The following is a 22,538-nucleotide window of genomic DNA, read 5'->3' as shown; positions in this document are numbered from 1 at the left end:
CCGCTGGTTGTCATCATTCCACCATCCATGACCTCCACCGTAACACTTCCATATGGAAGAGCCTCTTTAACAGCTTGGATATCAAGGATCTCTTTCTCACAAGGAACGGCTAGTTTCACATTCACTTTCATATTATCTAAACTGTTTTCAGGGAGTACAGAACGGATGCCGGGCATGGAATTATAGTGAATAGCATTTTTTACAGCGCGAACAGCTGCTTTTGTAATATTTTGGCCGTGCACATCAATCCCCATCCCGGTTTCAATAAACATTAATTTATCCATATTTGATTAATCTTCCTTTCCATTTTCTTTCACCACAATATTTTACCGCTTTTAAGACACTTTGTTAACTTTCATTTACCCAACGAATAAATGCCTGACCCCCACTGTACTAAAGCGTTACCGCAGTGGGGGTCAGACACCGAATATACATTATACACCAAGGACTTGGGCTAATTTCGCTTGATCAAATCCAAGGATAACTTCTTCACTATTTTCGGCTTGGATAATGGTTGCTGGCGTAGCAGCAGCACCTAGTTCAATAAGTTCTTGCAGATATTGATCGTTTTTACGTATATCTCTTTCCTCGTACTCAATCCCGTTTTCGTTAAACCAAAGTTTTTCCGCATGACAAGGCGGACATGTCTCTTGAGTATAAATAATTACTTTTTTCATTTTATTACCTCCACTTCATTTAAAGATATTGTACAATGAATCCTGTTTCCAGGTATACGATTATATACTTGTAATTAATATTCCACAGTATATATATTTGCTAATTATCTTTACATTTTATTATTCAATTTTTCCTTTTCAGTAATATCTTTTACTACATCCTCAATGGTTACATTTCCAAGTGCTTTCTCCAATGCTGTCTGGGCAGTGGAAAACAGTGGCCCAATTGTATTTTGGATATTTCTCCCAACAGGGCAGTCTGGATTGGGTTTCTCGTGAATACTAAACAATTCCTTCTCCTGAACAACATCTACCGCCTTATAAACATCAAACAATGTAATATCTGATAAATCCTTAGCTAAATTAGCCCCAGCAATACCTGGTCGTACATTTACTAATCCTGCATTTTTTAACATCCCCATTATTTTTCTGATCAGGGCTGGATTTGTATTTACACTTCCCGCTATAAACTCCGATGAGTTTACCCCGCCTTTATTAACCTCAAGAAGTGTTAATATATGAACTCCTACCGCAAAACGGCTGCTTATCGACATCTTAACACACCTTCCCAATATTTAAATATCATTTTGTTTTTAGAATGTAATTAATTCGATTACAAGTGTATTATACCAAAAATACTAACAAAATATATAAAGGTTAAATCACAAGTTGACAAACGAATAAGATGTTATTAAAATTATTACAAGTAATTAAAATGATTACAGGTTGCGTAGCTTTACAAAAAAACTATTGGAGGAATATTAAATGAAACTATTAGTAACGGGTGCAACAGGAAAATTGGGAACAAAAGTAGTGGAGACCCTGTTAAAAACAGTACCAGCGAATCAATTGGCTGTCAGCGTACGCAATCCAGAGAAAGCAGAAGGATTACGAGCTCGTGGAATAGAAGTTCGCCAAGGAGATTTTGACCTTCCGGAAACATTAGATACTGCTTTTGCGGGGATTGATCGTATATTGATTATTTCTGCGGATGGTGACAATGAAACAAGAATTCGTCAGCATACAAATGCAGTCGCAGCAGCTGAAAGGGCAGGGGTTAAATTCATTGCTTATACAAGTTTAGCAAATGCAACGGAAAGTACGAATTTAATGGCGCCGCCTCATGTTGCTACAGAAGCAGCAATCATTAAAACAGGAATTCCATATACAATCTTGCGTAACAATTGGTATTTGGAAAACGAAATTGGCAGCATTCAAGGTGCATTAGCAGGTGCTCCATGGGTGACTTCAGCTGGATCAGGTAGAGTAGGGTGGGCGCTACAACAAGATTATGCTGATGCAGCTGCAGCAGTACTTATAGGAAAAGGGCACGAAAACAGGGTATATGAACTTTCTGCTCCTCTTTTAACGCAAGAAGAATTAGTATCTACTCTTGGTGCTATATTGGGTAAAGAAATACCTGTCCAACAAGTCACTGACGAGACTTATGCCGAAATAATGAAAGGTTTAGGTTTACCGGATTTTGTCATCCCGATAGTAGTAGGAATTCAAGAAAGCATTCGAAATGGTTCACTAGCAGTTGAAAGTAATGATTTTGAAAAGCTACTCGGTCGTCCAATTACACCAATCAAAGAGGCATTAACCAAAATAGTAAACGAAATTTCTAAATCAAAATAAAATATAATATTCCGGCAGCGATACGCTGCCTGTTTTTTGGTAAATTAAAAGATGGTGCCTGGCACTTTTAAAAAAAAGAAGAAAAGAGAGTCTGGACAAAAAAATCCCGACTCTCTTTTTTATGCCCCTGCCAAGGAATATTATTTTACCATAAATGGGTGGTAAAGTGGAAAATTTCATTAGGTGGTGGCCAAGAGAGTTCATCAATCCTTCATGGGCAAAAATGCTGCTTAACTGACCATAAGCAAGGTTTTCCCCAGCCAGATAAAAGATGATATGATCTTCCTTCATTTGATCAAAAGGTGATTGTCCATTGGTTTTACTATATTATGAAGGTAGCAACCTAAAAATCAAATGGAAAAACAATGAAAATAGGTGTTAGACATGCAAAAAATAATTGTTATCGGAGCGGGAATTCTTGGTGCATCTACGGCCTACCATCTTGCCAAACAAGGTGCTAACGTTATTTTAGTGGATCGAGAGGATGTAGGACAGGCAACTGATGCTGCTGCAGGAATTGTTTGTCCATGGCTATCACAGCGGCGCAATAAAGCGTGGTATCAGTTGGCGAAATCCGGGGCCAGCTATTATCCTGAATTAATTGCCCAATTGGAAGCAGATGGAGAAATCGATACAGGGTATAAACGGGTTGGTGCGATTTGTCTTCATAAAGACCCTAATAAACTAGAACAGATGGCTGAACGGGCACGGCAGCGACGTGAGAATGCACCCGAAATTGGCGAAATTACCATTTTATCAGCCGAAGAAACAAAGAGACTATTTCCGCCGTTATCGGAGGAATATGGTTCAGTATACATTAGCGGTGGAGCACGTATAAACGGAAGAGCTTTACGAAACGCAATGATTCGTTCCTCCATTAAGCATGGAGTTACCTTTTTAAAAGGAAATGCCTTCATTCTAAGTGAAAATAATCGAGTTATGGGAATTCAAATTGCTGAAAATAACTTATTTGCTAATCAGGTGATTGTAACTGCAGGCGCATGGTTTCATGAACTCTTGCAGCCATTAGGTGTTGAATGTTTAATCAAACCACAAAAGGCACAAATTGTTCATTTAGAATTGCCTGAAACAGAAACAAGTTCTTGGCCGGTTGTCATGCCGCCAGGAAACCATTATTTGCTCACGTTTGGTGGTGGCCGGGTCGTCATCGGCTCCACACATGAAAACGGGGCAGGATTTGATACTCGTGTAACCGCTGGGGGAGTAAATGAAATTTTAAGCAAAGGATTAGAAACTGCGCCTGGCTTAGCAGAAGGCACCCTTGTTGAAACAAGAGTAGGCTTTCGTCCTGTCGCCCCAGATTTCCTCCCGGTAGCAGGGGCGTTACCTCAATTTGAAGGAATACTTTTAGCAAATGGGCTGGGAGCCTCGGGATTAACAAGCGGCCCGTATCTTGGTGCGGAATTAGCAAAGCTGGCACTCGGAAGAACAACAGAACTTGATTGGAGCAGCTATGATGTTGGCGGAATAGTAAAGTTTAATGCTTGAGTTGAGCATTATCCATATGTTATAAAAAATGCAAAGGACAGATATCCTTTGCATTTTGAACTAATTCATTTCCCACTATAGTACAAAGTCCTAGTCACAACCCCAAGTGCAGCGGGTAGAAGACACTGATTTACCTGTTATGTTCTCAAAATTAATAGCCAACTTCAACTGATGCGATGACTATGTACATCATATCATTTTTATCTCCCTTATCCTCAAGAGCAATCCCGCTGGTTGTCATCATTCCTCCATCCATAACTTCTACTGTAACGCTACCATATGGCAGAGCCTCTTTTACAGCATCGATATTAAGGTCTTCTTTATCACAAGGAACAGCAAGTTTCACATTCACTTTCATATTATCTAAACTGTTTTCAGGGAGTACAGAACGGATGCCAGGCATGGAATTATAGTGAATGGCATTTTTTACAGCCCGTACAGCTGCTTTTGTAATATTTTGGCCATGCACATCAATCCCCATCCCGGTTTCAATAAACATTAATTTTTCCATAATTGATTAATCTTCCTTTCCATTTTCTTTCACTACAATATTTTACCGCTTTTAAACCATTATGTTAAATTTCATTCACATTCCATTTTCAAATTGAATGAGATGATTTTTTTGGACCAAACTTTACAATTGACAAAATGAACTGTAACGATTAAATTTACAGTATGGTAACTGTAAAACTTTTCATTACATTTAAATATACTTGCCAAATACACTAAGGAGTGTGTAAAAGTATGGTGACTTTGTATACGACACCGAGTTGTGCTTCATGCCGAAAAGCAAAAGCTTGGCTTGAAGAGCATCAAATTGACTATATTGAAAGAAACATATTATCGCATCCCCTTACAGTCGATGAGATTAAATCGATTCTTCGCTTGACAGAAGAGGGGACTAGCGAGATTATTTCCACTAATTCGAAGTCATTTCAAGAATTAAACGTAAATATTGAATCCCTTTCGCTTAATGAATTGTATGAATTAATAATGGAGCATCCTAAAATGATGCGCCGGCCAATTATCCTAGACGAAAAAAGATTACAAGTTGGATACAACGAGGATGAAATTCGTAGTTTTCTGCCCCGTAGGATACGAAACTATTTGTATACCGAATTGCAAAAAGCGGCCAATTAAAATGAAAAAATTAGGAATAGTAAAAAAGTAAGAAGTTTTCTTGCTTAGGAGGCAAGCACATGAATAGTGATTTTACCCTTGCCATTCATAGTTTAACTTTTCTTGCACTACAGACGGATCGCATGTCAACTAGCGATGCAATTTCAGAAAGTGCTGGCGTCCATCCGGTACGCATTCGAAAAGTGCTAAGTTTGTTAAAAAAACATAGATTTATTAAATCAAAAGAGGGAACCGGCGGCGGATTTATTTTTGCGCTAGATCTAAGTGAAGTGAATCTTTGGGATATATATAAGATAACCTCAGAAGGTGCCTTGCAGCCCAAGTGTCCTGAATCAAATGAAAAGTGTATTGTAGGGGCGAATATGCAAAGAGTCCTTTGTGGCATTTTCTTTGGTGCGGAAGAGCATATGGGAGAATATTTAAAGGATTATACAATCAAAGAAGTTGTTGAGCTTGTTAATAAGCGGCAGTAACCGGATATATGACTTCAGACTTCTTTAAATAAAATGTAATAATAAAAATTACAGATGAATGAAAGCTGGCATATTCTAAGATAAAACAAAAAAATTAAGAAGGTGAAAAAAACTATGTTCCCCAATAATAATACGATTTTAAAAACGGGTGATTGGATTAAGGCAGAATCACCGAAGGGCGAATTAATTATTGGCTATATTGAATCACTGTCACCGGAAACTTTAGAAGGAGTAGTGAAGGTAACCGTTGTTACAAGTGACAATAATCAAACGATTGGCAAAACCATACCTATTTTAAGTAAACGGGTTAAAAAGTTGCCTGTTTCTAATGTAACCAACAAGGCACAAATTGAATTTCTCCTGGACCTGGCATTATCAACAGGGGATAAGGAATGGTTTTTAGCGCTTTCTTCGGAGTTAAACGCGATGAAGCAGCTTGTTAATGGAGTACATTAAAACTACACAATGAATTCCGGTTGGTTTGAACGTTGATAAAAGGAATTTCCAATGTTTATTGGAAAGGGTAGTCCAAATAGTTGAACAAAAAGGTGCATTAATCCAGAAACGGATTAATGCACCTTTTTACATAAGAATTTGCTTCCTCATTTTTCATCGATGCTGATACCTCATTGACCCATACCTCCACCATTTACTAGCGGAACAGAAAGTTTCATTAGAAGGAACTGTCCACGAACGGTGCCTGACTACAAAGGAGACACCAAAATTAACACCAAAAGGGTCTCTCAATTTAAGAAAATACTCTTTTGTTGGCTACTTCTATACTATTCTAAATATTCTGTTGTATTTACCCTTACTTATTCTCTAAAATTATCTTGAATAGAAGTATTTCGAGGAGGTATGTTTATGATTGAGAAATTGGTTGATGTTCAAAATTTGGTTGAAGCAGTTGAAAAAGAAGTAGTTGAGTGGCGCAGGCATTTTCATGAAAATCCTGAGCTTTCGTTTCAAGAGTTTGAAACATCAAATTATGTTTTTGATAAGCTGCAATCCTTTGGTAATATTGAAGTTTCACGGGTAACTCCTACCAGTGTATTGGGACGGATTGTCTGCAGACAGCCGGGTAAAGTAATTGCGTTAAGAGCGGATATGGATGCCCTTCCAATTCTAGAGGAAACTGGGCTGCCATTTGCCTCAAAAAATAAGGATGTTATGCACGCTTGTGGTCATGATGGACATACTGCCATGCTATTAGGCGCCGCAAAAGTACTTTCTCAATTAAAAGACGAATTAAAAGGGGAAATCAGATTTTTCTTCCAGCATGCAGAGGAACAATTTCCTGGTGGAGCATCCGAAATGGTGAAAGCCGGAGTTACCGAAGGAATTGATGGCGTCATTGGGCTCCATCTTGCCTCTCAAATTCCAGCAGGCAAATTTTTCGTATGCAATGGGCCCGTTACAGCAGGAACGGATGCCTTTGATATTGAAATCCAAGGAAAAGGAGGACATGGCTCATCACCAAATGCCACGGTAGACCCAATTGCAATCGGTACACAGATTGTAAATGGAATTAATCAAATTATTTCGCGAAAAGTAGATGCGAGTAAACGAGCTGTAATTTCCGTGACCAAATTTCATGGAGGAACAGCCAATAACATTATTCCTGACCGCGTGACACTAGGTGGGACAGTTCGGACATTTGATCCCGAAATCCGCAGTCAAATTCCAATTTGGATTGAGCAAATTACTAAAGGACTTACCGAAGCACATGATGCTTCTTATCAATTAGACTATCAACTTGGATACTCCTCCGTAGTGAATGAAGAAAAAATCACTTCATTGGTAGAACAAACCATTGTCGAAACTTTTGGTGAAAATAATCGCGTAATTGCCCAGGCCATCATGGGTGGGGAGGATTTCTCGGCGTTTTCAGCAGAAGCCCCTGGATGTTTTGTTTTCCTTGGTGCTGGCAGTGAAAAACCAGAAGAGAATTACCCACATCATCATCCTAAATTCGATGTGAAAGAGGAAACCTTGATTCTTGGTGTAAATTATTACGTGCGTTCTGCCTTAAAATTTCTAGATGAAAAATAGAGGAGGGGAAGTTTGTGATTGAAAAAATCGTAGATATTCAAAAATTGGTTGAGGCCGTTCAAGAAGAAGTAGTTCAGTGGCGCAGGCATTTCCACGCAAATCCAGAGCTTTCTTTTGAAGAGATTGAGACCTCGAAATACGTGTTTGAAAAACTGCAATCCTTCAGTAATATTGAGGTTTCCAGGGTAACTCCAACAAGTGTAATGGGACGTCTTGTCGGCAAGGGGCCAGGGAAAGTACTGGGCTTAAGGGCCGATATGGATGCATTGCCAATTCAAGAGAAAACAGGATTACCATTTGCGTCTAAAAACAATGGAGTGATGCATGCTTGTGGTCACGATGGACATACTGCCATGTTATTAGGCGCCGCAAAAGTACTTTCCCAACTAAAAGATGATATAAAAGGGGAAATTAGGTTTTTCTTTCAGCATGCTGAGGAATTGTTCCCTGGCGGGGCGAAGGAAATGATCCAAGCAGGTGCGGCAGAGGGAATCGATGGTGTGATTGGTCTCCATCTTGGTTCTCAAGGGCCGGTGGGCAAATTTTCTCTTTGTTATGGTGATGTGACAGCAGCATGTGATGATTTTGATATTGTGATTCAGGGCAGGGGAGGTCACGGTTCAGAACCAAATGCAACCGTTGACCCGATTGCCATCGGTGTCCAGCTAGTGAACGGTATAAATCAGCTTATTTCCCGCAAAGTGGATGCAAGTCAGCGTGCAGTAATTTCTGTTACACAGTTCCATGGTGGAACAGCAAATAATATCATCCCAGATCGCGTGACTATTGGGGGAACTGTGCGTATGTTTGACCCTGAAATTCGCAGTCAAATTCCTATCTGGATTGAAAAGTTAACAAAAGGGCTAACTGAGGCACACGATGCAACCTATCAGCTGGACTATGGCTTTGGATACAGCCCGACCATTAATGAAGAAAATATTACCTCGCTGGTTGAACAAACCATTGTGGAAACCTTTGGGGAAAGTAATTTCATCCGGTCGCAAGCCTTAATGGGAAGTGAAGATTTCTCTGCGTTTGCAGAGGTAGCTCCAGGGTGCTTTGCTTTCTTGGGAGCAGGAAGCGAAAATCCTGAGGAAAATTACCCGCATCATCATCCTAAATTTGATGTAAAAGAAGAGGCATTGGTGCATGGGGTTAATTACTACGTACGATCTGCCTTAAAATTTTTAAATGAAAAATAAACCACTTCATTTTTCATGAAACGGAAAGGAGCCGGCGAGGGCAGTATATCTCTGCTTAACGCCGGCTCTTCATTTCATTTTCTGTACCTGCCTATTCAAAACTTAATTAATCGGGATCTTCACAGCTACAATTGTTCCCCACCCAGGCTTACTCCGAAATGTTATTCCTTGATTTTCTCCATAGATTAATTGTATACGCTTGTTTGTATTATAAAGACCAATATGATCAGTAGAAGTATAATTTGACTTCAATTTGGAGCGGATATCCTTTAATTTTGCTGTATCCATTCCCACACCATTGTCGATAACGGAAACATAAAGGTCTGTAAGAGAGCTTTTGATTTTTACTTTTATGGAAAGTTTTCTTACCAATCCAACCATGCCATGTTGAAGGGAATTTTCAATAAGCGGTTGCAGAAAAAGTTTGACGACAAAATATTTATCAACACCCTCATCGCATTCCCAAATACAAGTAAATTGATCTTTGTGCCTAATTTTTTGAATATCTACATAGCTTTTGGTATGTTTTATTTCATCCCTTAAAACGACTAAGTCATCCTTCGCATCTAAGGAATAGCGAAGGATATTAGCCAAATTATCGATCATATCATTGATTTCATTTGGTCTTTTCGTAAGACTAAAAACCTTCCAATTAATAGTCTCCAATGTATTAAATAAAAAATGAGGATTTAACTGGGATTGATGCATGGATAATTCCAGTGCTTGCATTTTATATTTCCGTTCCGATAGACGTACTTTCATATAGGATTGCTCCATAAAGTTTGAAACGATCTTATGAATAATATAGTTATGAACGTCTGTTATAACGGTTGGTAAATGTGGGAGGGGCTCACCCTTTTCCGCATTGTTTAGGATTGTAACAATGGATCGTATATCTGCAAAATTTCTTTTCGTTGAAAAGTAGGCTAAAATTCCCCCAACAATAATAGATAAGAATAATAGAATGAAAATCACCACGCTCAATTGATAGGGGAGTTTATAAAGAGCGCTTTTCGGTATGGATGAAAAAAACAACCAACTATATTTTTCAGATTCCAGCTTAAAGACGATGGACGGTTCACTCTGAATTTTCATCGTGTCAATTTCTTTTGTGCTGGTCACCATTTTCCCTGTTTCTGACGCGGTTAAATGAACTGGATAGTTTTCAAAAAGAATCTTGTTTGCCTCATCTATTACCAAAATATTTTGTCCCGGCATTTTATATAAGCCATTTAAATAATCATTCAAATAAGCTGTGTTTACATTTAAGACTATGTATCCTAGGTTACCATTTGCAAGTGTAAAACATCGATACAACGAAATGACTTCAATCGTTTGAGAGGGAAAATTTAATGGCTTCCGAATAATTGTTCTTTTCTTGGTCCAAATTGTTTCGTTGGTTTTTTCTTTAAAAAGACCCTCATACCAAGAGGTGTCTTCGAAAGTAGAAAGGTCCACCGCACCGCCTGACGTAGAGGTTAAAAAACGCCTTTTATCATTCTCTATGTAAATATAGATGGAATCGATATATGGATGCGCAAGAGCTGGGGAATCAATCACGTTTTTTAACGACGCCAGCTTAATATAATCCTCACGATCAAGCCAATTCTTTTCAAGCATGTTTTGCAAATCAATAAATTCAACCGCACTGGCTGCAATCGTGAAGTTTATCGAATTCAATTCATCGAAAATCATTTCAAAGTTCATTTGGATTTGATTTAGTAAATTCAGGTTTTCCTGATTTATTTTTTCCTTTAAATAAAAATGAATTAGTGGTATCGCAAGTGATCCTAGAATTAAGATGGGGATGAGCATGGGAATAAGCAGTTTGATTAAATTTTTAATATAAAAGGAACGTTTTAATGAATTCATGTTAATTAGTCCTTAATGTAAGAGTCGATATTCTTTCGGACTTACACCGAAATATCTTCGGAATGCTCGAGTGAAATTTTTAGCATTGCTATAACCGACCATTTCACTGACCTCATAGGCTTTGTATTGCATTGTTTTCAGTAATTTTGCTGCTTCCTCCATCTTTATTTGGAATACAAAATCCGAGAAATTTTCATCTGTTTTTTGTTTGAAATATTTGCTCACATAATGCGGGTTCATAAACACTAATTGTGCGGCTTCTTCTAAGGTGACACTTTTGAAATTGGATTTTACATATTCTTTTATTTTATAAATAATCGGGTCATTATGATTTGTTATGTCACTAGTTGATACCATACCGGGGAGCTTGGGATTTCTTTGATCAAGCTCTTTCTTTATTTGTGTAAACGCTTCCGTTAAATCGGAAAATTTAGTAGGTTTTAGAAGGAAATTTTTGACCCCATATTTAATTGCTGAATGGGCATATTGGAAGTCCTGGTAACCGCTTAGAAAAATAGTCATAATAGATGAATTTTGCTGGTGCATTTGTTTGATAACCTCAATACCAGTCATTATTGGCATCTGTATATCACATAGTAAAACATCTGTATTCCCATCAGAAATCACTTCTAGTGCTTCTTTTCCATTAGAAGCTTGTCCAATCACTTCGAATCCAATCTCTTCCCAAGGGAAATAGGTTACTAATCCATGTCTTATTTCATATTCATCATCAGCAATCACCAATTTATACACCTGCACACCCCTAACATTAATATTTTAATATTCAAAATATACTATACTTTCAACCTGTAAACAAGAGGAACCAATTCTTACTCTTGTCAATTAATGATACGAAATGTCAATTCAAGTCCCTTTTTTTCACGCCGATACTTTGATTAAATAGTGATAATCAAGTGAAATGCTAATTCAATATCTTTTTAAGAGACTGAATATTTATAATATTATTTCTTTAGGCTTTAGAAGAGAGGTGAGGAAATGAGACCTTTGCTAGAAGTGGATCATGTGAAAATTGCATTTGAATCAGACAAGGAAGAAGTGATTTCGGTTGAAGAGGTGAGTTTCTCGGTCGGTCAGGGAGAAACCATCGGCATTGTAGGGGAATCGGGATGCGGCAAAAGTGTAACCTCCTTGTCTATTATGGGTCTGCTCGGCAAAAATGGAAAAGTTAAAAATGGCCATATTTTTTTCGGGGATGAAGATCTTACAAAGGTGACAGCACAAAGGTTAAGAGAAATCAGAGGAAACGAAATTTCAATGATTTTTCAGGAGCCTATGACCTCCTTAAACCCAGTTTTTAGCATTGGTAATCAAATGATAGAGGGGATCAAGCTTCATTTGAAAATGAATACCAAGGATGCGAAGGAATACGCAATTGAAATGTTAAAAAAGGTGGGGATTCCGAGGGCAGGTGAAATGTTGAAGGAATATCCTCATGCATTTTCAGGAGGAATGAGGCAGAGAGTGATGATTGCCATTGCCTTGGCATGTAAACCAAAGCTTCTCATCGCGGATGAACCAACCACGGCACTGGATGTGACGATTCAGGCTCAAATCTTACAATTGATGAAGAATTTGCAAAAGGATTCAGAAACGGCCATCATACTCATTACTCATGATCTGGGCGTTATTGCGGAGACAGCTGATAGGGTAATTGTCATGTACGCCGGACAGGTAGTGGAGGAAGCTGATGTATACACGCTTTTTAAGGAACCGAAGCATCCTTATACACAAGGGTTAATGGCGTCGATCCCTCACCTAGAGTATGAAAATGAACAGCGGCTCGTCTCTATTCCAGGGTCGGTCCCAAGTCTGAAACATATGCCGAAGGGCTGCAGGTTTCATTCTAGGTGTCCACATGCAACTCAGCGCTGCCAACAGGAACAGCCGGTACTAAAGCAAATCCAGGAGGGGCACAAAGTAAGGTGCTGGTTAACCGAAAATGATCAAAGCCGTATGTTCAGCGGAAAGCCAAAGGAGGAATTAGTCAAATGACCATCACGATGGATAAAGATTCCACTCCTTTATTAAGAGTAGAAAAATTAAAAACCTATTATCCTATTAAAAAAGGGATTCTATCAAGAACGGTTGGTCACGTTAAAGCAGTGGATGGAGTGGACTTTATTATTCGTCCTGGTGAAACACTCGGATTAGTTGGAGAATCAGGCTGCGGTAAATCAACCATTGGGAAGACACTTGTTAGGCTGGAAAATGCCTCAGAGGGAAAGGTGTACTTCCAGGAACAAGAAATCACGAAGGCAAAAAGTAGAACAATGAAAGGGATTCGCAGGGATCTCCAGATTATTTTTCAAGACCCTTATTCATCGTTGAATCCAAGAAAAAGAATCAAGGATCTTCTTGAGGAACCAATGAAAATTCATCACGTGGTGGAAAAAGAGAATCTCCATAAACGAGTAGACGAGCTGCTAGAACTAGTCGGCTTACCCAAAAACTATAAAAATCGTTATCCACATGAATTTTCAGGCGGTCAGCGGCAGCGGATTGGAATTGCCAGAGCATTATCCCTTAACCCCAAATTAATCATTTGTGATGAACCTGTTTCCGCTTTGGATGTATCCATTCAGGCCCAAATATTAAACCTGTTGAAGGATTTGCAAAAGGAATTCAACTTAACCTATTTATTTATTGCACATGGATTAGGCGCGGTGAAATATATCAGTGATCGAATTGCCGTCATGTATTTAGGGAAAATCGTTGAAGTAGCGAAAACGGAGGAAATCTTTCGTAATCCCAAGCATCCTTATACAAAGGCACTTTTAAGTTCTTATCCTATTCCAAACCCTGAACTAAGGTCTAAAGAGAGAATCATTATTCCTGGCGATGTTCCGAGCCCAGCCAATCCCCCAAGCGGGTGCAGCTTTCATACTCGCTGTCCAATTGCTACAGCCATTTGCCGCCAGCTGAGTCCAGTACTAAATGGGAAGGAACATAGTGTTGCATGCTTTGCCATTAACGATGCTTTAAGGGAAATTTAGTTACGTTTTTAGAAGGAGGGTGCAAAATTGGTTCCTTATATTATACGCAGGCTTTTAATTGCCATTCCAGTCCTGCTTGGGGTAACGATTGTCAACTTTATCATTATAAATATGGCACCGGGAAACCCAGTTGATATGTATGTTGACCCTAATACTTCGCAGGAGCTGCTCAATTTACGGAAAGAACAATTAGGCTTGAATGATCCGCTTTGGGTTCAGTTTTTCCACTGGCTGGGTAACCTTGTTAAAGGGAATTTAGGCTACTCATTTTCAACCTACGAACCTGTTTCAAAAATGATAGTAGAAAGGATTGGTCCCACTTTTCAATTAACGTTTCTCGCCCTAATTGTAGGATTAATCATTGCCCTTCCTATTGGGATTATTAGCGCAGTAAAGCAATACAGTAAGCTCGACTATTTTGCGACAGGTACATCCTTTTTCGGAATTTCAATCCCACATTTCTTCCTGGGCCTGGGTCTTATTTATATCTTCGCAGTGCAATTGCAAATTCTTCCTGCGGGAGGGATGTCCACTCTCGGAAGTGAAGATGACATCTTCGATAAAGTAAAGCATCTAATCCTTCCAGTTATCGTCTTGGCGGTGGGCATTGCCGGACAATATGTTCGCTATGTGCGAGCTAGTCTGCTTGAGGTTCTAGGTCAAGATTATTTACGAACAGCAAGGGCTAAAGGATTAAAGGAAATGGTCATCACCAATAAACATGCCTTAAAAAATGCACTCATTCCGATTATTACGATTATAGGGCTAGAAATTCCTTTCTTACTTGGTGGTGCGGTCATCACGGAACAGGTTTTTCAATGGCCGGGAATGGGACAACTTACAATCCAATCAATCATGTCAAGGGATTATCCAACCTTGATGGCACTTAATCTTTTAACAGCTTTTATGGTTTTATTTGCCAACCTGTTCACGGATATTCTCTATTCATTTGTTGATCCACGAATTAAATATAAGTAGGGAAGGAGGGATAGATCATGCCTATGCTGGAAACCAGTATCAAAAATGAAGTAGAAACACCACCCATTTCCTATTCAGAACTTGGCAGAGAGGAAACACCCTTTCAAATCATTGTAAAGCGTTTTATGAAACATCGCTTAGCTGTAGCTGGCAGTATAATTATGCTATTCATTATCCTCATTGCCATTTTTGCACCTGTTATTGCGCCTAAGGAACCCTTTCAAGTTTATGATGAGTTTTCTGCGCCACCATCGTCCCAGCACTGGTTAGGCACCGATCAAGTGGGACGGGATATTTTTACACGCTTAATCTATGCTTCCCGAGTATCAATGATGGTCGGCCTTGGAGCTGTTTTGATTTATAGTATCATTGGTACGATTGTGGGGGCGGTTTCAGGCTACTTTGGCGGATGGGTAGATATCGTGTTAATGCGCTTAACAGATGTCTTCATGTCATTCCCAAGTTTGATGTTAATTCTAGTTGTCGTAAGTATTCTAGGGCCAAACCTGTTAAATATTATCTGGATTTTGGGACTCCTTGGCTGGCCGTCGGTTGCCAGATTGGTCCGCGGCAGTGTACTGTCGTTAAAACATGTTGATTATGTGAAATCAGGGGTTGTGCTTGGATTAAGTACCCCAAGGATTTTATTCCAGCATATTTTACCAAATGCAATTGCACCAATTCTTGTCCAGGCAACATTTGGGATTGCAGCTGCAATCATTGTAGAGGCTTCGCTTAGTTTTCTGGGGATGGGAGTTCAGCCGCCAACAGCAAGCTGGGGAAATATGCTGACCGATGCCCAATCCTTAACCGTATTAACCTCACAGCCATGGCTTTGGGTTCCACCTGGAATGTTGATTGTCCTTGTTGTTTTAGCTATCAATTTTATCGGGGATGGGCTGCGTGATGCCCTTGATCCGAAAACGTTGAAATAGTGTGAATAAAACTAATCAATTATTATATAAGAGAGTGAGGGAAAAAAATGAAAAATGCGAGGATAAAGTTTTTAACCATTTTATCAATTCTTATGCTGCTTTTTTTAAGTGCATGTTCTGGTGCAGATGAAACATCGTCTTCATCAAAGGACAAAGAGAAGGGGAATGCATCAGCAGGTTTGGGTGATACCATTGTTGTCGGTGTTTCTAACGCAATTGGTTCACTTAATCCGATTAATGCCCGTGATTTGGGAGCGATGACTCTTTCATCCATTTTATTCGATCCATTATTTGAACCAAATGAAAAAATGGAGTTTCAATTTAAATTAGCAGAAAGCTTTGAAACTAAGGATAATCAAGCCTTTACAATTAAAATTAATCCAAAGGCAAATTGGACTGATGGAAAGCCTGTTACAACAGAGGATGTTAAATTTACCTTTGAAACAATAGCGAATCCTGTTGCACAAAGCGTAGGCTTAAAAACTCTTAATATTATTGAGGGTTTGGATGATAATGGACAACTGCTTAAAGGAGAAAAGACTGTAAAAGGCATCGAAATCGTCGACGACAAAACCTTTATCATTCATACAAAACAACCGACTGACCCTAACTATATTAAAGGGAACCTAATCAATTTCAGAATCATACCTAGCCATATTCTGAAGGATAAAGATCTTGCAACTCTTCATCAAGATCCATTTATGCTGAAACCAACTGTTTCAAATGGTGCTTACACGCTTGTAGATTTCAAAGGGGAAACACAGGTGGAATTTAAAGCGAATCCTAATTATTACCGAGGAGCGCCGAAGACAGAAAAACTTTTCTTTAAAGTTATTCCTCAAGCCAATATTACAGCACAGCTGCAAACAGGCGAAATTCATATGAATTATCCAGCTGTTGGCGCCGTTGCCATTCAGGATATTGAAAAAGTGAAAAATATGGCTAATGTTGAGGCAATAGACGGTAAAGGCTATGATTACCAAGAAATCTACATGAATACTAAAACCTTCACCGATCCAAAAATGCGTCAGGCCATTGCATATGCAATTAATCGTCCCCAAATAGTAGAGAAGCTGTTAAAAGGAAAAGCTGAGATTATTGATGGACCATACACAAAATTGCATCCATATTATAATAAAGATATTAAGAACTATGAATATGATCTGACGAAGGCAAAGAAGCTTATTGAGGAATCAGGCTGGGATAAGAATAAGCCAATTCGTGTAAATGTTCCTGTTGGTAACCAGGTTCGTGAACAATCAGCCGTTATTATTGCGGAAAATCTTAAAGCAGTAGGCTTAAATGTTCAAATTCAAAAGTTCGATTTCCCTACACATATGCAAAAAGGAGCAAAACATGATTTTGATTTAATGTTCCTTGGAATCCCTTACCAAATTGATCCGGATTTAAGTGCATTCTATGGTACTAATGGACCATATAACTTTGCTGATTACAGCAATCCAGAGGTTGATGAATTAATTATGAAAGGGAAATCAGAACCAAATCCTGAAAATCGCAAAGTGATTTACGACAAAATTCAGGAAATCCTTCATGAAGACCTGCCAACCATTTCACTTTATTCAGATTACCTTATGGGGGCAGTATCTAAGAAGGTAAAAGTAGGTTTACCAAGACAATTTGGTATGTTCTATGACGTACAAGATTGGGTTGTTGAAAAATAAGAATCAGAGTGCCAGGAACCAACCATATACTGGATGGTTCCTGGCACTTTCTTCGATAAAAAAGTGCCTGCGCTTGAGGCCAGGTGGTCAGACTCCCAGTGAACTAAAGCTTTAACGCCCGGGGGACTGACCCTAATTTCATACTCTTTTTGTTTGTTAATAAATTTTTTCCATTTTAAAACCAGGAAGTAAAATGGGAATAAAAGTATCGGTGGAAAATATATTCCTCACCGACACTCACGTTTCTTTTTTAGGCTTTTGGTGCCAACCCCCGTCGTGTTAATGTAATAATGCATCGGGTGGGGGGCAGGCACTTTTTTAAGATGTCATTCCAGGATTATACAGGGATTGTAAGTCAGGACATTAATAGCCAAAACCATCCCCCAAAAAAATGAAACACATCCTATGAGAAAGAAAAGATGAGCAATCTTCTCTGTTAACGTGAGCAATTCAATAATACCTTTTCCATATTTTCCAAGAGAGAGGTGTCTGTTAACTCACTTCTATAGTCAAAGCGTGATATCGGAAAGTCATTCTTTTTGCACAATTCATCTTTGAGATCGTCTTTACTCCTTTGTTCGGGTTTGTCATGTTCTGGACCATCGAATTCAAAGGCTGCTACAGGCATATATGTTTGTTTATTGAAAATGATGAAATCAAAATGCGCACTTAAAGCATAATAAAATTGTTTTTCTCCGGTTATGCTTTTTTCGACTTTGATGACGTCTGCCACTCGGATCTTTGGGTAGATGTCATATTTTTGAAATTTATTCTCTAACAACCTTTTCATAATGTGATACATTTTTTCTTCTGAGCTATTTAATAAACGCCGTAGATGTTCATTAGACATTTTTTTATAAATGATGGGATGAACAATCGAAAATACAGGGTTTATTTTTGGTTTTTCCACGTTTTGCGCCACATTTTCTACATACAAAGACAGCTTCTTTAATATGCCGCCGGCAGATTGAAGGAATTGAAAATCTCCTACAACGACTAAGGCTTCAATAGCCCTTGTATTCCCAACGTTAATTAAGTTCTTTTCTTTGTTTAACCATTTATCTAGTGGTTTGTCCATTCCGAAACTTACCACTGTGCTAAAAAAAATAATTTGTTTTTCGCCACCTTGAAAGGTGTGCACAGAACCAATAGCAACGTTTTCTATCAATTGGTCGTAGAGTTTCTTTATTTCTGGATTAATCGTTTCATCTTCTCGCCGCTTATTAATTTGTTCGATAATATGCCTACATTGGTCCTTAAAAGGAGTGGTTATTCCAATGGATTTTCCTCTTATATACTCAAATTTTTCTTCTATAAAATCAATAATCGCTTTGACTTCATAAGGATTTATGTTGCCTATTTCCGGTAAGCTAAGTGGGATTTCCTTTGTAGATATGTCTAAACCAAGAATACCTTGTAACTTGCTTTTGGTTGGGCTGGTACTTACTATCAGGTCATTATTATAGAACTCTTGGTTGCTGAATTGAATGATATCGAAATGGCAACGAAAGTGCTCATTTAAAAAGAACTGGCATTGGTCATCTAGTACATTCCGGTAAAAATCGAATAGGGAGTTGGCAGAGAATTTGTAGATACTGTTTTTTTTATCATCCATGGACACTCGATTTTCTTCTAGTAGTAATTCATCCCATTCTATTGGTAGTTCCGTCACCGGTTTTAATTGTTCATCATCTCCGACTACCAACAAGCGTTTTGCCCGTTTGATGGCTGGAAGAGATGCCGGGAGATTACATTGTGATGCTTCGTCGATAATTACCAAATCAAATGCGTAATTAATAGGTATACAAGTTGGAACAGATTGATTGGTACAAAGAATGATAGGATACAATTGGGTGAGAAGGGAAAAGTCATTAACTGAATCATAGTAGACTTTCTCATCATTTAGAATTCCCATCAACTGTTTTCTATTCGGTTCAGTAAAATTTTCAATCCTCTCGTGATCTAATTGTTTCAAAAGAAGTACATCATTGTTTAACTTTTCTTCAAGATTAGACTGGATGAACACTTTAATATCGTCCTCTTCATAGTTCTTGATTCCCTTTTTTTGGCTTTCCATTACATCTTTTTCTTTTAATAGTATGAGTAATTGTAAGACGACCTTGTACTGCTCCAATGCATCTAAAAATGCTTCGAATGACTTCTTTTGTTTAAGTCCATCGAGGGTGAGCCCTAATTTCCCAATGATTTTCCGTTGCCTGTTCAACTCGAATGCTTTGTATATCCATTTAAAAAAGCTAAACTGCATCCGGGGATGATTTCTTTTATTCTCAATGTGAAATGTTACTTGATTCAGGGCATGTAATATATTAACAAGTGGTGTTTCTTCCTTATGTAGTCTCGAGTATTTATCTAATATAGAATACGGGTTTTGTTTAATATCGGAATCCAAAATAAGTTCTTCCGTATAATCGATAGCTTTATATAATGAACTTATTTGCTTTTCAATATTTCGTATTAAATGAAGTTGCTTCAGTAACTCTTTTAGTGACTTATCCATTTCGTCACTTTTCTTCAATAATTCCTCTTTGTTCACTGTATAGGGCGTTGTATCTGCTTTAGCTTCATCTAACGCTTGTTTCACTTGCTGTATAGCTTTGGTTCGCAAATTTTCATCCCCTAAACGCAAGGTTCCTGTATAAAGTGTTTTATCTCCGTTCAACTTTTCTTTTACATTGTCTACGGCTTTGTTGTTCGTTGAAGCGACTAAAACGGTATTACCTTTCAAAACTTCGTTTGCAATGATATTTACAATGGTTTGGGTTTTTCCTGTTCCTGGAGGACCTTGACATAAAAGAATATCATTGTTTACATGCGTAACGGTTTCCCTTTGACTATAATTAATCAAAACTGGGCTCATCACATATGCATCTTTTCTTTTAGGATCTATAGGAAATGTTGGTTCTATGAATTTTTTCATTGGAGTAAAAAAGTCTGTACTCATGCGAGCATATTGTTTTAATTCCTCTACGGTCTTGTAGTTTGCATTGGAGGATTTATTTAAGAAAATGACACCTTTATCAAGAATATTATATCTTTTCAAGTTTCGACGAACATTCTCACTTAGTGATGATGAAGACATGTCTTTTGAAGTTAGAGCAGCAGTAACTTCTAGCGCATCTGCCAATGAAATCTCACACGCATCACTTGCAAAACGTTTATTGATGTAAATGCGGGACCTTTTTAATTGTATAATTGCTTCCTCCTCGGAAACGACTATCTCAGCATATAAGAATGGATAATATGTACCTTTACCATTGGATAGTTGCGGATACCCTAAGAATAAACTTGTGTTCTTAGCATGTTTGACTTTGGCGAAAAACTCCTCGAAAGCACTAGGTAACCTTGTTATTGCCTCAAATTGCTGAAACAAAGGTATGCAATTTTCTTTATCGATAACGTAGAAGTGTTCATCCTCCAATTTAAAGGATATTTTCTTCATGTCATCTATTCGAAGTGCCTCGATGTAATATTGAAAGAGATTTTCATGTTGTATCTTCCCGGTGCTTTTCGCATGATTACCGTAGTATGAATGGATGTGTGCTACATCTTCTTCTTTATACACATCAACAGGGAAAACATAATCCAGATTGTATCCTTTTTTCATTGCGATTGTCTCGAGCGGTACATCATCCTTTCCGAGTAAGAAAGTTGTTTCCACGCCATAGATGTTTTCAACCTTCAGTGTTAGGTATTGATTGTTTGATATACTCTTGCAAGTAAGATAATAGATGCCATTGTATGTGAAGAAATGTAATGGCAGTATTTTGTACTTGCCTTCTTCCTTGTGTTTACTGTCATATTTGATGTGTATGATTTGATGTTGCTTAACAGCATTTACAATAAAATCAATGGTTTGAAACATATAAATTCCTCCGTCACTCTTTTCATTTGTATCATTATTGCCACCACTACAAAAAAAAAGACGCATATGATTTCGTCTTTTGCAAAAGTGAGACAAAGGGGAAGTATAAATTTTTAACAAGGTGAGCAGAATGTTTGTAGTTCTTCGGCGTTCGCAGAAAAGGCTATGTTCGCCACCCTTTTTCTTGGTTTGTATCTTAATTTTTTCCAAGCTTTTGATCTTCACCAAACCTTGTTATTAAATCCAATTTTTCCGCTTGCTCTCCAAAATGAAAATCATCACTACATCTGTCCCATTTTTCATCGCTAAGGGATTGTTTGTTTTAGTCTGGAATTTATATGTTTTATGGGCAGTGGAGGTTATACGGGGAATTTGGTTGAACATATTGGTTTATATGGTGAAAGAAGAGACCAGGCAAACGGATAGATTTTTTTCATAAAAGTATTTCTTTAATGAAGATTTAACTATTCAAAAGTAAAAAGAATTAGTTGCTTAACTTAAAATACTATTTTAATTAGAGGTGTTAATATTTGGCGATTACATATCTGGGTGTAAATAAAAATCAAATAAAGCTAGAGAAACTAGAGGGGATGAGACAACAAAAATATGAGGATGAATTAAAGACTTATTATAAAGAAAAAGAATCAATAAAAAAGAAGAGACCATATTATATTATTATAACAATTATCTGTACAATTGTTATTTCCTTAATAAATCCTTACTTATCTTTAATACCATTAGTAGTATATTTTGCTTTAAGTTTAATTAATTTCCCCCTTAAACCTTATAAGGAGTTTTCAAGTAATCAAGAAGAAATCCTTAAATCGGGATTGGAAGGAGAAAAATATACTTTAGACCTTTTAAAAGATAGATTGTCATCGGCTTTTGTTATTTTCACTAATGCTGTTGCCCTAAATTTTGAAATTGACTTCATTATTTTAGGTCCAACAGGATTGTTTATTATTGAGAATAAGCACCTGAGAGGCACATTTTCAGGAGATGTAAATGGGAAGGAATGGATAAGGGAAAAAATTGGAAATTATGGTGAATTACACGAAGAGTGTACCAAAAATCCTTACTTCCAAGTATGTGTGCATAAGAAAAAATTGACTAGATATTTAAAAGAGAATAATTTTATACAAGAGATAAATGAAATTGTCTTTTTCTCAGAGGAAGCGAATTTTAATTTTAATGATGGATTTGGTAAGCCCATCTTTGATATTAGAGTTCAGGAAAATCTACTTGATTATATTCAAGATTCAAAGCAATTCATAAGTGAAAATAAACAAAAGAAACTTCTTGAGCTATTATATAGAATAACAATTAAAGAGGAGGATAATAAAGTTAATAACGCACTTGGTAATTGATTATTACTGCCATATTGTTGCTAGCAAAACGAAAAAATATCTATGTTCTTAATTGATCGAAAATATTTTTGCTCTTTTTTTGAGTTGCCAATCTACGATGGCAACTTTTATTATGT

At 37.7% G+C, this 22,538-nt stretch carries 20 protein-coding genes and 1 pseudogene; 13 read left to right on the top strand and 8 right to left on the bottom strand.

From position 1 onward, the window contains the following. From BABA_RS12770 to BABA_RS12760, 3 genes are all read right to left on the bottom strand, one after another. Positions 1–284: Lin0512 family protein (locus BABA_RS12770; protein ID WP_007085611.1), on the bottom strand; the 284-nt coding region annotated here is incomplete at its 3' end. 150 nt (positions 285–434) lie between these two features. Next, the gene (locus tag BABA_RS12765) at positions 435–677 is read right to left on the bottom strand and encodes a glutaredoxin family protein (RefSeq protein ID WP_007085610.1); all 243 of its coding nucleotides are present in this window, start codon (positions 675–677) and stop codon (positions 435–437) included. A gap of 110 nt (positions 678–787) precedes the next feature. Further along, positions 788–1,231, bottom strand: coding sequence for an Rrf2 family transcriptional regulator (locus BABA_RS12760; RefSeq protein ID WP_007085609.1), 444 nt, complete (start codon positions 1,229–1,231; stop codon positions 788–790). A 211-nt stretch (positions 1,232–1,442) separates the two neighbouring features. Here BABA_RS12760 and BABA_RS12755 point away from each other — a divergent pair, with 211 nt between their 5' ends. Then, positions 1,443–2,315, top strand: a complete 873-nt coding sequence (locus BABA_RS12755; RefSeq protein WP_007085608.1) for an SDR family oxidoreductase — start codon at positions 1,443–1,445, stop codon at positions 2,313–2,315. Between the two features lie 186 nt (positions 2,316–2,501). Here the strand turns inward: BABA_RS12755 and BABA_RS28410 are convergent. Continuing rightward, positions 2,502–2,642, bottom strand: a pseudogene (locus BABA_RS28410) (CAP domain-containing protein); the annotation flags it as partial. Between the two features lie 57 nt (positions 2,643–2,699). On the opposite strand from BABA_RS28410, the gene BABA_RS12745 reads away from it, so the two are divergent. Further along, positions 2,700–3,824 carry an NAD(P)/FAD-dependent oxidoreductase gene (locus BABA_RS12745; protein ID WP_007085606.1) on the top strand — a complete coding sequence of 375 codons (1,125 nt, stop codon included), beginning with the start codon at positions 2,700–2,702 and terminating at the stop codon, positions 3,822–3,824. Between the two features lie 151 nt (positions 3,825–3,975). On the opposite strand, the gene BABA_RS12740 is transcribed toward BABA_RS12745, so the two are convergent. Continuing rightward, a complete protein-coding gene (locus BABA_RS12740) occupies positions 3,976–4,335 on the bottom strand; it encodes a Lin0512 family protein (protein WP_007085605.1) in 360 nt (119 codons plus the stop codon). A gap of 233 nt (positions 4,336–4,568) precedes the next feature. Between BABA_RS12740 and spxA the strand changes: the two genes are divergently transcribed. From spxA to BABA_RS12715, 5 genes are all read left to right on the top strand, one after another. Then, complete coding sequence (spxA, locus tag BABA_RS12735; protein ID WP_007085604.1) at positions 4,569–4,964, top strand: transcriptional regulator SpxA; 396 nt, start codon at positions 4,569–4,571, stop codon at positions 4,962–4,964. Between the two features lie 59 nt (positions 4,965–5,023). Next, positions 5,024–5,437, top strand: a complete 414-nt coding sequence (locus BABA_RS12730; RefSeq protein WP_007085603.1) for an RrF2 family transcriptional regulator — start codon at positions 5,024–5,026, stop codon at positions 5,435–5,437. A gap of 114 nt (positions 5,438–5,551) precedes the next feature. Continuing rightward, complete coding sequence (locus BABA_RS12725; protein WP_007085602.1) at positions 5,552–5,893, top strand: IDEAL domain-containing protein; 342 nt, start codon at positions 5,552–5,554, stop codon at positions 5,891–5,893. Between the two features lie 408 nt (positions 5,894–6,301). Continuing rightward, entirely contained in the window at positions 6,302–7,489 is a 1,188-nt protein-coding gene (locus tag BABA_RS12720) for an amidohydrolase (RefSeq protein WP_007085601.1), read from the top strand. A 14-nt stretch (positions 7,490–7,503) separates the two neighbouring features. Further along, positions 7,504–8,691, top strand: coding sequence for a M20 metallopeptidase family protein (locus BABA_RS12715; protein WP_007085600.1), 1,188 nt, complete (start codon positions 7,504–7,506; stop codon positions 8,689–8,691). A 102-nt stretch (positions 8,692–8,793) separates the two neighbouring features. On the opposite strand, the gene BABA_RS12710 is transcribed toward BABA_RS12715, so the two are convergent. Continuing rightward, positions 8,794–10,563: a sensor histidine kinase gene (locus BABA_RS12710; RefSeq protein ID WP_007085599.1), complete on the bottom strand. Its 1,770-nt coding sequence runs from the start codon at positions 10,561–10,563 to the stop codon at positions 8,794–8,796. 12 nt (positions 10,564–10,575) lie between these two features. Further along, positions 10,576–11,316, bottom strand: a complete 741-nt coding sequence (locus tag BABA_RS12705; RefSeq protein ID WP_040346229.1) for a response regulator transcription factor — start codon at positions 11,314–11,316, stop codon at positions 10,576–10,578. 243 nt (positions 11,317–11,559) lie between these two features. On the opposite strand from BABA_RS12705, the gene BABA_RS12700 reads away from it, so the two are divergent. The 5 genes from BABA_RS12700 to BABA_RS12680 are packed head-to-tail and all read left to right on the top strand — an operon-like array spanning position 11,560 to position 17,172. After that, positions 11,560–12,576, top strand: coding sequence for an ABC transporter ATP-binding protein (locus tag BABA_RS12700; protein WP_007085597.1), 1,017 nt, complete (start codon positions 11,560–11,562; stop codon positions 12,574–12,576). Continuing rightward, entirely contained in the window at positions 12,573–13,577 is a 1,005-nt protein-coding gene (locus tag BABA_RS12695) for an ABC transporter ATP-binding protein (RefSeq protein ID WP_007085596.1), read from the top strand. The genes BABA_RS12700 and BABA_RS12695 overlap by 4 nt, the downstream gene beginning before the upstream one ends. A gap of 27 nt (positions 13,578–13,604) precedes the next feature. Beyond that, positions 13,605–14,555: an ABC transporter permease gene (locus BABA_RS12690; RefSeq protein WP_007085595.1), complete on the top strand. Its 951-nt coding sequence runs from the start codon at positions 13,605–13,607 to the stop codon at positions 14,553–14,555. A 17-nt stretch (positions 14,556–14,572) separates the two neighbouring features. Then, the gene (gene opp4C / locus BABA_RS12685) at positions 14,573–15,490 is read left to right on the top strand and encodes an oligopeptide ABC transporter permease (RefSeq protein ID WP_007085594.1); all 918 of its coding nucleotides are present in this window, start codon (positions 14,573–14,575) and stop codon (positions 15,488–15,490) included. Between the two features lie 47 nt (positions 15,491–15,537). Beyond that, positions 15,538–17,172: an ABC transporter substrate-binding protein gene (locus BABA_RS12680; protein WP_007085593.1), complete on the top strand. Its 1,635-nt coding sequence runs from the start codon at positions 15,538–15,540 to the stop codon at positions 17,170–17,172. Positions 17,173–17,608: 436 nt separating this feature from the next. Here the strand turns inward: BABA_RS12680 and BABA_RS12675 are convergent, their stop codons facing one another. Further along, complete coding sequence (locus BABA_RS12675) at positions 17,609–21,265, bottom strand: AAA domain-containing protein (RefSeq protein ID WP_083865377.1); 3,657 nt, start codon at positions 21,263–21,265, stop codon at positions 17,609–17,611. A gap of 320 nt (positions 21,266–21,585) precedes the next feature. On the opposite strand from BABA_RS12675, the gene BABA_RS12670 reads away from it, so the two are divergent. Further along, a complete protein-coding gene (locus BABA_RS12670) occupies positions 21,586–22,422 on the top strand; it encodes a nuclease-related domain-containing protein (RefSeq protein WP_007085591.1) in 837 nt (278 codons plus the stop codon). Positions 22,423–22,538 lie beyond the last annotated feature (116 nt).

This window comes from Neobacillus bataviensis LMG 21833, assembly GCF_000307875.1.
In the GTDB taxonomy this organism is placed as follows: Bacteria; Bacillota; Bacilli; order Bacillales; family Cytobacillaceae; genus Neobacillus; species Neobacillus bataviensis.
The sequence above is the reverse complement of the archived record's forward strand: the minus strand, read 5'-3'. Positions and strand labels throughout refer to the sequence as shown.

What these genes read in the sequence shown, in the direction of transcription:
- BABA_RS12695 (WP_007085596.1), top strand. Translation starts at nt 12,573, where the DNA reads ATGACCATCACGATGGATAAAGATTCCACTCCTTTATTAAGAGTAGAA.
- BABA_RS12745 (WP_007085606.1), top strand. Translation starts at nt 2,700, where the DNA reads ATGCAAAAAATAATTGTTATCGGAGCGGGAATTCTTGGTGCATCTACG.
- BABA_RS12760 (WP_007085609.1), bottom strand. Translation starts at nt 1,231, where the DNA reads ATGTCGATAAGCAGCCGTTTTGCGGTAGGAGTTCATATATTAACACTT.
- BABA_RS12720 (WP_007085601.1), top strand. Translation starts at nt 6,302, where the DNA reads ATGATTGAGAAATTGGTTGATGTTCAAAATTTGGTTGAAGCAGTTGAA.
- BABA_RS12725 (WP_007085602.1), top strand. Translation starts at nt 5,552, where the DNA reads ATGTTCCCCAATAATAATACGATTTTAAAAACGGGTGATTGGATTAAG.
- spxA (WP_007085604.1), top strand. Translation starts at nt 4,569, where the DNA reads ATGGTGACTTTGTATACGACACCGAGTTGTGCTTCATGCCGAAAAGCA.
- BABA_RS12710 (WP_007085599.1), bottom strand. Translation starts at nt 10,563, where the DNA reads ATGAATTCATTAAAACGTTCCTTTTATATTAAAAATTTAATCAAACTG.
- opp4C (WP_007085594.1), top strand. Translation starts at nt 14,573, where the DNA reads ATGCCTATGCTGGAAACCAGTATCAAAAATGAAGTAGAAACACCACCC.
- BABA_RS12680 (WP_007085593.1), top strand. Translation starts at nt 15,538, where the DNA reads ATGAAAAATGCGAGGATAAAGTTTTTAACCATTTTATCAATTCTTATG.
- BABA_RS12765 (WP_007085610.1), bottom strand. Translation starts at nt 677, where the DNA reads ATGAAAAAAGTAATTATTTATACTCAAGAGACATGTCCGCCTTGTCAT.
- BABA_RS12730 (WP_007085603.1), top strand. Translation starts at nt 5,024, where the DNA reads ATGAATAGTGATTTTACCCTTGCCATTCATAGTTTAACTTTTCTTGCA.
- BABA_RS12740 (WP_007085605.1), bottom strand. Translation starts at nt 4,335, where the DNA reads ATGGAAAAATTAATGTTTATTGAAACCGGGATGGGGATTGATGTGCAT.
- BABA_RS12755 (WP_007085608.1), top strand. Translation starts at nt 1,443, where the DNA reads ATGAAACTATTAGTAACGGGTGCAACAGGAAAATTGGGAACAAAAGTA.
- BABA_RS12700 (WP_007085597.1), top strand. Translation starts at nt 11,560, where the DNA reads ATGAGACCTTTGCTAGAAGTGGATCATGTGAAAATTGCATTTGAATCA.